Origin of the sequence: Mucilaginibacter dorajii, assembly GCF_024808255.1 — a bacterium.
In the GTDB taxonomy this organism is placed as follows: domain Bacteria; phylum Bacteroidota; class Bacteroidia; order Sphingobacteriales; family Sphingobacteriaceae; genus Mucilaginibacter; species Mucilaginibacter dorajii.
Genome location: NZ_JANTYS010000011.1, coordinates 44,523 through 56,970 on the forward strand (window position 1 = coordinate 44,523; position 12,448 = coordinate 56,970).

General features: G+C 43.5%; 11 protein-coding genes and 1 riboswitch. Of the genes, 5 read left to right on the forward strand and 6 right to left on the reverse strand.

What is annotated here, in order from left to right; translation table 11 throughout:
• Positions 1 to 31: 31 nt before the first annotated feature.
• Positions 32 to 1,288 (reverse strand): serine hydrolase, encoded by a 1,257-nt coding sequence (locus FHS10_RS16050; RefSeq protein ID WP_259092337.1) that lies wholly within the window; start codon positions 1,286 to 1,288, stop codon positions 32 to 34.
• A gap of 34 nt (positions 1,289 to 1,322) precedes the next feature.
• Between FHS10_RS16050 and FHS10_RS16055 the strand changes: the two genes are divergently transcribed.
• A complete protein-coding gene (locus FHS10_RS16055) occupies positions 1,323 to 1,883 on the forward strand; it encodes a hypothetical protein (protein ID WP_259092340.1) in 561 nt (186 codons plus the stop codon).
• A 115-nt stretch (positions 1,884 to 1,998) separates the two neighbouring features.
• Here the strand turns inward: FHS10_RS16055 and FHS10_RS16060 are convergent, their stop codons facing one another.
• From FHS10_RS16060 to FHS10_RS16080, 5 genes are all read right to left on the reverse strand, one after another.
• Positions 1,999 to 3,096 (reverse strand): DUF5074 domain-containing protein, encoded by a 1,098-nt coding sequence (locus tag FHS10_RS16060; protein WP_259092342.1) that lies wholly within the window; start codon positions 3,094 to 3,096, stop codon positions 1,999 to 2,001.
• Between the two features lie 12 nt (positions 3,097 to 3,108).
• Positions 3,109 to 4,248, reverse strand: a complete 1,140-nt coding sequence (locus FHS10_RS16065) for a DUF5074 domain-containing protein (RefSeq protein WP_259092344.1) — start codon at positions 4,246 to 4,248, stop codon at positions 3,109 to 3,111.
• 153 nt (positions 4,249 to 4,401) lie between these two features.
• Entirely contained in the window at positions 4,402 to 5,292 is an 891-nt protein-coding gene (locus tag FHS10_RS16070) for a cell surface protein (RefSeq protein ID WP_259092352.1), read from the reverse strand.
• 250 nt (positions 5,293 to 5,542) lie between these two features.
• Positions 5,543 to 6,691 (reverse strand): YncE family protein, encoded by a 1,149-nt coding sequence (locus FHS10_RS16075; protein ID WP_259092355.1) that lies wholly within the window; start codon positions 6,689 to 6,691, stop codon positions 5,543 to 5,545.
• Positions 6,692 to 6,700: 9 nt separating this feature from the next.
• Positions 6,701 to 8,761 (reverse strand): TonB-dependent receptor, encoded by a 2,061-nt coding sequence (locus FHS10_RS16080; RefSeq protein ID WP_259092358.1) that lies wholly within the window; start codon positions 8,759 to 8,761, stop codon positions 6,701 to 6,703.
• A 107-nt stretch (positions 8,762 to 8,868) separates the two neighbouring features.
• A riboswitch (cobalamin riboswitch) is annotated at positions 8,869 to 9,065 on the reverse strand.
• A 382-nt stretch (positions 9,066 to 9,447) separates the two neighbouring features.
• Here FHS10_RS16080 and FHS10_RS16085 point away from each other — a divergent pair.
• The 4 genes from FHS10_RS16085 (at position 9,448) to FHS10_RS16100 (ending at position 12,426) form a co-directional block, all read left to right on the forward strand.
• Positions 9,448 to 10,059, forward strand: coding sequence for a Crp/Fnr family transcriptional regulator (locus tag FHS10_RS16085; RefSeq protein WP_259092361.1), 612 nt, complete (start codon positions 9,448 to 9,450; stop codon positions 10,057 to 10,059).
• Positions 10,060 to 10,127: 68 nt separating this feature from the next.
• Positions 10,128 to 10,847 (forward strand): alpha/beta fold hydrolase, encoded by a 720-nt coding sequence (locus FHS10_RS16090; RefSeq protein WP_259092363.1) that lies wholly within the window; start codon positions 10,128 to 10,130, stop codon positions 10,845 to 10,847.
• A 235-nt stretch (positions 10,848 to 11,082) separates the two neighbouring features.
• On the forward strand, positions 11,083 to 11,655 hold the full coding sequence (locus FHS10_RS16095) for a DUF6580 family putative transport protein (protein WP_259092365.1): 573 nt from the start codon (positions 11,083 to 11,085) through the stop codon (positions 11,653 to 11,655).
• An 81-nt stretch (positions 11,656 to 11,736) separates the two neighbouring features.
• Positions 11,737 to 12,426 (forward strand): SIR2 family NAD-dependent protein deacylase, encoded by a 690-nt coding sequence (locus tag FHS10_RS16100; RefSeq protein WP_259092366.1) that lies wholly within the window; start codon positions 11,737 to 11,739, stop codon positions 12,424 to 12,426.
• Positions 12,427 to 12,448: the final 22 nt, after the last annotated feature.

A 12,448-nucleotide genomic window follows, 5' to 3' on the forward strand; every position in this document is an offset into this window, starting at 1 on the left:
AAAAGCACGGTAAGTTTTAAGCAACCAGCTTTTATTTAACCTTTCTGTAATTAAATTTAAATTTGGTTAAGTCTGGCAGGTTTTTCTTAGGTCGTTTCAGCTCGTATTGATAGACCACTTGCCCCAGGTTTTTTAAAAATGGCAGGCAAACGGTAGCGTACTCATATTTATTGTCGTTGTAAATACCATCTTCGTTTGATTGTACAACTGCTGTGAGCATAAATTCTACCTTATTTTTAAAGTCAACAATGTAGGCGTTGTCAATATCATAACCGTAGCTATCGCCGTACTTATTAAAGATCCTGATATCGGGATTGATCACCGCAGCGCTATCGGCACCGTAAAAAAGCAACTTGCTTATGGCCAGGTAGTTTTGCGGCGGGCTGTACGTTGGCTTTGCGCTTTCGGTAGGGAACATGCTCATATACTTATAAATGAGCTGATAATCACCGGCAGTTAAATTAAAGCGCTGAGCCTGGGGAAATACTTCGGGAAATAACAAACGTTTTAAAACCATTTGCTGATCAGGAATAGTATAAACATTTTTCTCGCTGAAGTCGAAAGGTTTATTTACAAGTCGGTCGCTGCTATCCATGTAGGCCTTGCCTTGTAACATGTTATCCAGGTGCATGGGGTAGTTAAGACTATCATACAAGGCCGGCTTTTTATAAATCAGCTTATTGCCATCGTAAAATTCAATAGGGTTGGTATGCCTGGTGCATTCGCCGGCATCGCCAATGGCCAGCCTGCCAACTATGCGGGAGTTGTTTAATCCGTACTTTTTTAGTTTCTGATTGATTTCCGCACGGCCGATAAATTCATACAGCCTGTTGTAAGCATCGTTATCGCTCACCAGCAATATCTTTTTGATATAGTTTTCTATCGAAGGTAAACCCTTTGCCGCCGAAGTATCCTTACTTACCTTGGTTTGCCCGGCAAAAGCGCTGTCGGTTATCATGACCGACTGTTTGGTTAAGCCTTTAATTTTTAGCTCATTGATCTTCTCTAAAGCAAAAATCAATGTCGGCAACTTTACAGTACTGGCAGGGTAGAAGTATCGTTTAGAATTGAAGCGATAATTGTATGATTTAAAATGCGGTATATTGTTTTTGTCCCGGTTTATTTGAGTATAAAGGATCTGAACCTCGTTTTGGGTGGGATGGCTCAGGATGCCACCAAACAATTCGGGGTGGGCCTGGAGTAAGCTTTTCAAAAACACGGTATCGGTGCCCTGGGCTGTCGCTGCATAATTTATCATCACAAATAGAAAAATGAACCCGTATTTCATGCCTATATTTATATCAAATTTATTCCTTGCTACCATGATAAAAACCATCAAAGACTTTAATCCAGCTAAAATTAAAGATTTAGAAGGATTATATACCTATGGCGCATACAAAGACGGTTTTAACCTAACCGCCAGCCTTGATAGTAAAGTAAAAGCCGACTTTAACCAGCAGATAGTTAACGAAATTGTTTTATGGAAGGTAAACAGGTATGTTAACCTTGCAGATGCCGATTGGCTGGACGATTTTAACAGGCTGAAGTTTATTGATGAGTTAGATGGCAACCAGGCCTTTGTTAAAAGTATTTTAAGTAGTATGTTAAAAACGCATGGTATCAGGCTACCCATGGCCAGTACCATGCTTAGGTTCAGGAACCCTAACGTTTTCCAGATTATTGATGTGCGCACCTTCAGAATAATTTATGGCGAGGACCCGCGCAGGAAAAAGCTCATGGATGCTAATGATGACAACAGCATCGACCTGTATTTTGAATACCTGCTCATTTTAAAGAAAACCTGTGCCGAAAAGGGAATAGTTTTTAGTGATGCCGATAGGATCCTTTATCAGTATGATATTGTAGAGAATAAGGAAATTTAAAAGACACGAATTTCACCAATTGAAGCGAATTATTCGAATTAAAATTACAGCGATTTTGTGCTAATTCGCTGTAATTCGTGTCTTATTCATTCGCTTCAATTGGTGTAATTCATGCTTAATGAAACACCGGAGTTGCCGGGTAAAGATAACCTGTAAACGGAAGATCTTTAATTAGCGCACTGGTTATAGGGTTGTAAAATGCCAGATCGTTTACGGAATCATTTACACCATAACCCGATTTGATGATATTAACTACCAACTGGTTAGTTGCAGGATTGTAAGCAACACCTGCCCCATACGTTATTTTACCTGCCGGTAAAGTGATAAACGGCCCGGTTAATAAAGCGGGATTACCGTCGGTGTATTTGTAAATGGTGTTAGCACCCTGGTATACGTCGTTTTTGGCTATATATACAGTTAGATCTGTAGTCGAAGCTGTAATAGAACCCGGATGCCATGCACCCCAGGTATCATTTACGGTAAACGGAAGCGCAACGGTACTGGTAGCAAGGGTGGTACTATTGATTTTTACCAGCGAAGTACCACCGGCAGCCCATACCGAGCCATCAAAAGTTTTTGCAAAGCCTACACTTAAACCCGGGATCTTTTTAGCTACAGAATAATCGGAAGCGTTTAAAATTACTACACCATCTGTTTCTGTTTCAATAAAAATATAGTTGCCTACCTTGATCATATCACCGGCCTGGCCTGTAACACCTGTAAGTGCGCTACCTAATGCAAGTGTTTGTAAAGTAATAGGATAAACACCGTTACCTGTGCTTACCAAACCTTTGGTGGCATCAATACCCAAAAACGCCCGCCAATCGTTGGTGGCTGCTGATGCTATTCTGCCGGTTTCTTTTAAGGTCGATGCATCGGTAACTACCAATGGGCCGCCTGATTTTGATAGCAGGTACAATTTATTGTTATAAACGGTACCAAACTCCAGTGTTGTTTTATCTGTCCCCAGCTTTGCACCGGGATTTTCGGTGGTGAAAATACTATCGGTAATGCTTAGGGTTTCGGTACTGTAAAAGCTTACCGATCCTATAGCATGACCAAACCAGCCTTCGTTAACCATAAAAAAGCCCTGGTCATATTTACCATGCCCTTCGGGTACAATTTTGTGATCCTTGTGGCAGGCCGTTATGCTTACCAGCGCTAAAACTGGTATAATGTAAGGTAATAATCTGGAGGTAATTGATTTTTTCATATTGGTGTTAAATTAGTGAAATACTACGATAGATGGAAAAAAGTAACCGTTATATGCTACATCATTGATGAGCGCACCGGTAGTGGCATTATAAAAGCAAAGATCGTTAAAACTAAAATTAGTGGTAAAGCCCGAGTGAACGGTATTTACAATAAGCTGGTTGTGAGCAGCATCATAGCCAATACCCGAGCCATATAGCTCGCGGCCAACTGGCACAGTTAAAAATGGCGTAGTGAACGACGCGCTGTTGGCCGCGGTATACTTGTGAACATTAGTACCGCCAGAACTTGTTGCATTTTGCGCGATAAATACAGCGTTCTCGGTAGTAGAAGCGGTGATAGATCCCGGATGCCAGGCAGCCCATGAACCGTAAATTGAAAACGGAATGGTTACGGTGGTAGTGGTTAGCGTAGATGGATCAATGCGTACCAACTGTGTACCGCCGGCTGCCCATATAGCGCCATCGGGCGTGCGGGCAAAAGCGCAAAGCATACCTGATATGGTTTTAGCTACCGCATAGGTTGAGGCATCCAATACCACAACGCCGCTTGTTGCCGATAATACAAATACATAGTTACCTGCTTTAATCATATCACCAACCTGTCCGGTTACCGTTGTTAATTTGGTACCCAGGGCCAAAGTTTGCAGGTTAACCGGGTAAATACCCGAGTTTGTACTGATTAATCCTTTGGTAGTATCAATCCCCACAAAAGCCCTGAAATCATTACCGCTTTTGGCTGCAATGCGGTTAATCTCAACCAACGTATGTGAATTGGCCACCACAAACGGACCGCCAACCTTACTTACCAAAAATAACTTATCGTTAAAAATGGTACCGTACTCCAACGTGCTGGATGTTGGGTTGAGGTTTTTACCCGGGTTTTCTTTAGTGAAAGTGCTATCCGCAATGGCACCGGTTGCAAAATTGTAAAAGCTTACGTTGCCTGTGCCGTGCCCGTACCAGCCTTCGTTAATGATAAAAAAGCCATTATCGTATTTAGCGGTTCCGTTTACCTTTAGTTTTTTATCAGCAGTGGTGGTTGTGTTTTGTAAGTTGCTGTTATCCTTTTGGCAGGAGCTTATCAATGTTGCTGCCAATAGCGCGAAGGCCAGCGGCAGGGCTTTGATTAGTGTAGATGTTTTGATCTTCATTTGTTTAGATATGTGGTGGTTGTAGATAAAAGGCATTTTTATGTCTATGTCATTGCGAGGCACGAAGCAATCTCATAGACATGCTTATTCGCTCTGTAGGGCTACGAGATTGCCGCGCTACGCTCGCAATGACATAAGAATTTACTACATGTTTTACGGCTTCAATAAACTAATATCTGCCGCGCCGGTAAACTCTGTTGATTGCTCGCCAAGCCAGCCCATATTGGCTAATATGCCGGTTTGTACTTTTATAAAATCAATCCCTTTAAGACTCACAGCATTGCCATTGGCATCAATTGCGCTCGCGATGTCTATCTGGTCGCCGCCGGCTGTGTTATCGCCATAGCCATAATCAAAAGAGGCACTGGTGATGTACGATGGATCATCCATGTTGATATTGCTCGATGGCAACAAACTACCGGTGTACGTAGCGGTATTCCCTTTAATGCCTAACGGGAAGTAAGGGTGTACGTTATAGATATTAGTTTGAATTACACCTGTGTTACCTTTGTTATCTTTCCAGGGCACACTGCAGGTATCACAAGCCGGCCTGGTATAAGTTACCGAGTAATTGCGGGTGTAGCCCTCTTTGTAATAGGCGCTTCCTTTGATCTCATACCAGGTATCATCGGGTTTACCGTTGCCATTGGTATCCTGCATCACCCAAATTACACCAGGTTCGGCAAACAGGGCAAAGGCGTTGCCGTAAACAACAAAGTCTTTTTTGCCGTCAACATCCATCACGGTATGGTCAAAGCCAACTACAATATAGCCGCCCCATGCACCTAAGCTTACCAGGCCCTGGTCGGTTTTTAGCGTAGCTTTTGCAGCCGCGGTATCGGCAAGGGTAGTGTTAATGAACTGACCTGGTGCAGGGTTAAAATCGAACAGCGTAGTTACGTATGCGTTACTGGCAGCCGTAGTGGGGTGTACGGTTGTTTGCGGCGTAACAACAGCACCCTTATCTTTTGTACAGGACGCCAGTGCCGCCATAGCTAACAGGAACGCTATGGCAAGGTTTCTTTTTAAGTTAGTTTCGATCATTTTTTGGTTTGTTTTATTGATGTAGATGAATTGATATGAGAATTGTTGAGTTTATGTTTTCATAATTAAACGTTGTCATTTCGAACTCTTAGATGGGGAGCGTGCGAGGCAAGGGTGAGAAATCTCATACAAGCGATAGGCACCGTTGCTCATCACACGTATAAGATTTCTCCTCGCTCCCCCCAATGCCCAATGCTTGCTCGTTCGAAATGACATTTCGTTAAATTGTGTATCAGCATTAACCAAATAATTAATAAGCAAATGCAAAATGCCCCGGAATATCTCCTGTAATTGCCTGCCATTTCTTTTTGCCCGAAGGATCAAAATCATAAACAACGCCCGGTGTTACGTAGTCTTTGGCATCGGTAACCAAAACCTCTTTGGTCACCGGGTTTACCGCTATTCCGTAAGGTACTTTGATTAACGCGTCGGTGCCATCGGTAATAAATTTGGTGTTAAGCACGGTTTCGTCCTTCACGTTAAGCATGCTGTAAGTAGTGGTGTTTTTACCTGTTTTATAGCTAAACTGATAGCTGTACATATAGGCTATGTCGTCATCAATCCAAAGGTTGCTTACGCCAAAATCAAACTCCTTTTTCACCGCATCAGTTTTGGTATCGATGACAAATAGTTTTGAGGGGATGTCATAATAATCGCCACGAGAGGTTACATAAATGTCGCCGTATTTATCGGCCTTAACCCGGTCAAGATTGATGGCCACGTCTATTTTTTTGATCTCGGTAAAGGAAGCCAGGTCGATAACCGAAACCGTGCGCTCGTAATTTGGCGGACTATAGCCGCCCGAGTTAGCTACATATAACTTTTCGCCAACTATCGCCATTTCTTCGGGCTGGCGGCCAACCGTTACTTTGCGTGTAATTTGCAGGGTGGTGGTGTCTATTTCGTCAACCGCGCCATTTGGTGCTTTAGGATCGCCCACAACACCCAAATAAGCGCTTACATAGGCTTTGCCGTTATGAAAGGTTACATACCTGCAATTGGCTATATCAACCTGGGTAATACGCTTGCCGGTTTTGGCATTAAGCACCTCAACCTTGTTTGATACATTTATTACCACATAAACCTTATTGCCGTAAATGCCGATATCGTTACCAACATCACCAAGGCTTTTGGTTATTTCGGGATTTAACTCGCCGTAAATATTTTTGTGATATTGCCCTTTGGTGTAATCAAAATAATCAAGCGACGCCTTGTTTGAGCCCATATTCCCCTCATTAAGCAGGTAAAAACCCTTAATCGGGTCAACCGTGGTATCTGTTGGCGGGGTAACCGGAGTAACCACCTCTTTAATGGGACTAACATCCTTACGGCATGAGCTGTAAACCAGCAACAGGCAGGCCGGTAGCAGGTAAAATATTTGGTGTTTAATGTTTTTCATATCTGTATATTAAAAACCTGAGCTTATGGTAAAACGGTAATTGCGCTTCGGCATCGGGAAATTGAGGATCACATCATAATCCTGGTTAAAAATATTATTTACCTCGGCGGTTAGTTTTAATTTGTGTTTGTTGTAACGTGTTGTGTAGCTAAAGCTGATATCATGCGTGTACCATGGCTGCACATAATTTTCGGGGATGTTGGCTTTCGAGTCATACCGTTCGCCGGTATAAATGTAGCTATAGTTAAAAGCCAGCTTGCGCCATTCGGCACCAATAAGTACCGAACCGCTGTTTACCGGTGTATAGGGAATTTGCTGCCTGTAGTTAAAATCGGTCTTATCGGTTACATCAATTGCTTTTTGGTAAGTGTAGCTTATGCCGGTGTTAAGATAGATGTCGGCCGGCAGTTTCCAGGTTGTTTGGGCATTTACCTCAAGTCCCCTGATCTGCACTTTGCCCAGGTTATACATTGTCCATCGGGCAAGGTTGGTACCCGGTACGGCTACAATTTTATCGCTCACCTGGTTGTAATAGGCATCTGTTTGAATAGCAAAATATACCAGCGAACGTTTATCTGAACTTTTGGTGTAAGTGATGCCCAGATCATACTGTTTGGTAAGTTCGGGTCGCAAAAAGGAATTACCGATAAAGGTATAATACAGGTCATTAAAAGTAGGCAGCCGGAAAATGCTCTTATAAAAACCGCGTACCCTAAAATCAGGATCGGCAGATGGTTGCCATGAAAACAGCAGGGCAGGGGTTAACTTACTTTTTTTACCGGCTGCCGATAAGGTATCAACCAAGTCTTTTACAAAAGTACCCAGCAAACTTGCCTGTACACTAAAATGCTTAAAGTGCAGATCTGTTGCAGCTGCAGTTAACACGGTATTGCGGCGGGGGTGAACAAAACGGTATTGTGCCGAATCGTTTTCGGTAGCGTTTAGGGTGTTAAACTGGTAGTCGGTCGATAAACCTACATCCCAAAATGAGTTGATGCGATATTTGCCGGCTGCCGAAAAGTAGAGCTCCTGCTCATCGTATTTGTTTTCGAGTAATCCACGCAGCGTGGTTATTTCCGGGTCGAAGTAATGGGTATGGTCGTTGGAGTACTTGGCGCTTAGCATCAAACTATAGCTTTTACCAAAGTTTTTGTTGTAGGCCGATTGTACAAAAATATCCCTGTCTTTTTGGCGCTGCTTGTTATCAAATTTGTTGTTAACCACCGCGCCCGGCAAACCCCTGTTTGAGTTGTACAGGTAAGCTTTGGCATTCCACGAGCTACTGTCTTTTAATTTGGCGTACAAGCCGGCCTCTACACGTTGGGCATCTATATCGCCGTTATGCCTTACGGCTGTGGTGTCATAAACCCCATTGGTCGACCGGAATTTATATCGGCCGTTTGCATGCGTAAGCTCGGTGCTAATGGTGCCGTAAAGGTTGTCTGTTAATTTATACTGCCACAACAGCGATGGATTGAGCAGACCAAAAGAACCCGTTTTAAGGCTTACCTTACCGTTGGAGTTACTGCCCGGCTCAAAGTAAGGCTGTTTTGCCACCAGGTATATAGAGCTGCCTGCCGCGAAGCCTTTGGCCGGCTGAAAGATGGTGCTTTTTTGGCCATTGTATAAAGCGATCTCCTCAATGTTATCCAAAGAAAACTTGCCCAGGTCCACCTGCCCGTTCTGGGCATTGCCAAACTCAACACCATCATAAAACACAGCCACGTGGTTTGTACCCAGGCTGCGCACATTAATGGTTTTTAAACCGCCAACGCCGCCGTAATCTTTCAATTGAACACCAGAGAAGAAGCGAATGGCATCGGCAACAGAAAGGCTGTTGAGTTTTTCCAGTTCGGCACCTTTGAGTACCTGTACGGGAGTGGCCGATGTATTACGCGATGATATGCGGCCTGCGCGTACCGATACCTCTTTGAGCGAATGGGTTTTAACCGTATCTTTTTTTGTTTTGCTGCTATCGGCCGGATGGGTCTGGGCAAATAAATTACCTGGAAACTGGCCAGCGCCGGTTACTATAAAAAGAAGAATGAAGTATTTGTAAAACTGCCGCAATATCCTGCCCGTAAAAAATCAAACAAACAGCAAGCGGAGCGTGAAAACACGAAAAATGGAAATACACGATAGGTATTCTCATTCCAGCTTCAATCCCCGAAAGCTATGAATTAATATGTGCGATGGCAGGTCTTCTGACTTACTCCCCTTAGTCCTGTCTTCCCACCGGTTAGCTAACAGGCAGTGACTTGATGAATGGACTTTAGTATAATGGAGCTTACAGCTGCGGGACAGTTCTGGAATTACACCAGATTCCCTTTTAATCCCGGTTGTTAACCCGGGAACCAAAAGCGCTGCAAATGTAGTAAATAAGTGGGAACTTATTTTTTTATAAAAGGGGGATTTGGGGAGAGTAAGATTATTTGCACTGAGCAAATCAGGCTGTTGCAGCCTGTGGCCGGTGTTTTCACCGCAACACGCCGATGCCTGTCGTGACTACATCTGCTCTGTGTATTCCGTGGTTAACTTATTAAGTTAGCTTATAAATATTGGTCAGGCTGCGTTCTGCTTTAACGACTTTTATGAGGGTTACGATAGTATGTAGGAGTGGTGCGGTGAAACCACCAACTACAGGCCGAAAGGGTACTTAAAAATGTAGACAAGGAAAATGACGTACAAATAACAAGGGAAATTTTATAATTGTAAAGAAGTAGCAACCTCCTTTTTACAACTAAACAGCTAAAACAGTGCGCCAATTAAAAAATGATTTACCGGCCTGGTATGACCAATTAAGGGAAAAATACCCTGTTGTAACTTTAGATGAGTGGCAATTATTGCACTCCATGGCAAGCGTAAAGCATATTAAAAAAGGTGAGCCCCTGTTACGCTACGGATATATCGCACGGCATGCAGCCTTTATAATCTCGGGTACGTTCAAATTTTCTATTCTTGATGAAGAGGGCGAGGAAAAGATTGTAAAGTTTGGTTTTCAGAACGATTTTTTGGCCAACTGTGAAAGTTATAATAAAAAAGCGGCTTCGGCTATTAGCATAGTAGCTATTGAGGATGCCGTTGTATTACGTATTAACATTAAACGCATACAGCCGCTGTATAGCCTGCATATAAACCTTTTTCGTGTCAATATTCAGCTGATAGAGGAATTGATGGCGCAACAATCCGAACATCAGCAAATTTTGTCGCTCCGAAGCCCTCTGCAGCGTTATAAGTTTTTAATGGAAAACCGGCCCCTCATTATTCAAAAAATATCGCTTACCAATATTGCCAGGTATTTGTATACAAGCCGGGAAGCGTTAAGCCGGGCAAAACTGTTTCTTCATAAAAGACCGCAAAGTTTGTGATTTGAATCACGGCCAGCATCTGCCCTCTATAATAGTTTTGTTTCAAAAGCAACCCGATGAAACAAAGCATGATTTTATTACACGGCTTATTTGGCGCATTAAGTAACTGGGAGGATGTTATCTCCCATTTTAAGTCGGATTATAATATTCACGTTCCGCTGCTGCCTATATATGACAATTATAAAGGCGATGGAATTGAATATATGGTTAAATTTCTTGATGACTATATAGAACGTAATAAGCTCGAAAATGTAGCTCTGGTTGGCAATTCACTTGGCGGGCACGTAGCTATCGTATACTCCTACAGATATCCGCAAAAAGTGGCGTTCCTGGTACTTACCGGCAGCTCAGGTCTGTATGAAAATACCGGTGTGGGTGGTTTTGTGAAACGTGGAAATATGGCCTATATCCGTGAGCGGGTGGCTTACACTTTTTATGATGCTGCAGTAGCTACCAATACATTGGTTACTGAGGTATATCAGGTTACTACCAACAATGAAAAATGCTTCGCGATATTAAAAATGGCCAAATCTGCCCAACGTAACTATGTGGCTGATATTTTACCCCGGATCACCACACGTACATTGTTGATTTGGGGTAAGGACGATAAGATTACTCCGCTGGATGTTGCCTTGCAGTTTAAACGTTTTTTGCCACAGGTAGATTTACAGGTATTGGAAAATTGCGGTCATGCGCCAATGATGGAGCGACCGGGAGAATTTAATTGCTTGTTACAATCATTTCTCCAGGATTATGCTATATCAACGGCGAATTGTAGAGAGGTATGAGGTATAATATGGTATTTAGCTTGTGGTCGGTGTTTTACCGTACCACGCCAATGCCTGTCGCATCTACATGTGCTCCATGTAATGAGTAATCAAATTGTGCGGCCTGCGGTCGGTGTTTTCACCCTACCACCACGTCGGTATAAAACAGGCCTTTTATAAATCTCCGTTTCGCTCCCCAATAAAATTTTATTTATTTGCACCGATAAATGAGTAATTTTACCGCATAGATAATACCATGAATAAAAAAGATACCATTGCCAGGAACATTATTTTGATTTTGATGATCGTTGTTGCGGCCGCGTTCAGGCTTTTGGCCTTTAAATATAAAGAGCTGAGCAACTTTACCCCGGTTGGTGCCATTGCCATATTTGGCGGTGTATACTTTACCGAAAAGTGGAAAGCTTATGTAACTGTGCTGGCCACCCTTTTTGTTACCGATATTGCTATCAACTACCTGTATACCTCCAAACTGGTACTCTGGTACAGCGGCTCTGAGTGGACTTATCTTTGCTTTGTGCTGATGGTATTAACCGGCAGCCTCATCAAAAAGGTAAACGTGTTGAACGTGCTGCTGGCGTCTATTGCCTCGGTGTTAATCCACTGGTTAATTATTGATCTGCCTTTTCTGTATGGTACCATGTACCCGCATACTTTAGCAGGTTATGGCCAGTCGTTAATCAAAGCTATTCCTTTTGAGCGTAACCTGGCTTTGGGTAACCTGGTATTTGGCCTGGTCTTATTTGGCAGCTTTGAACTGGCTAAACGCAAGTACACTTTTTTACAAACTCAAAAACAACTGGCACTGTAATACATAAAACGGTTTAGCAAAGCGACCTGCCGGTAAAACGCAGGTCGCTTTTTTTATGTACCGATAATTTTATATTGCGATATGAAAAACCTGGTAATACTCACCGGCGCGGGCATCAGCGCCGAAAGTGGTTTAAAAACCTTCAGGGACAGCGATGGCCTGTGGGAAGGCTACAACATTGAAGATGTAGCAACGCCCGAAGCCTGGCAGCGTAACCCGGCCCTTGTGCAGCAGTTTTATAACGAGCGGCGCAAATCGGTACTGGAAGCCCAGCCCAATGCCGCCCACTACGCGCTGGCTAAGCTGGAAGAGCAGTACACCGTAACCATCATCACCCAAAACATAGATGACCTGCATGAGCGCGCCGGCTCAAGCAATGTGGTACACCTGCACGGCATTATCACCCGCTCGCAATCCAGCGTTAACCCGCAGCTTACTTACCCTATTAACGGATGGGAGATAGGCATGGATGAGGTATGCGAATTGGGCTCACCATTACGTGCCCATGTGGTTTGGTTTGGCGAGGCCGTGCCGATGATTGAGGCAGCGGCAAAGATATTTATGAAGGCCGAGGTTTTTATGCTGGTGGGATCGTCGCTGGCGGTGTACCCCGCGGCCGGGTTGATCAACTATATCAGGCGCGAAGTACCCAAATATATCATCGACCCAAAGATTCCGGAAGTGAGCGTTCGGGGCGAGGTGATAGCGGTTCGCGAACGGGCAACCGTGGGAGTACCGCAGGTAGTTGAAGAGTTATTGAAAAGTTACTAAAAAGTTCATTTTTTTTTCTCAA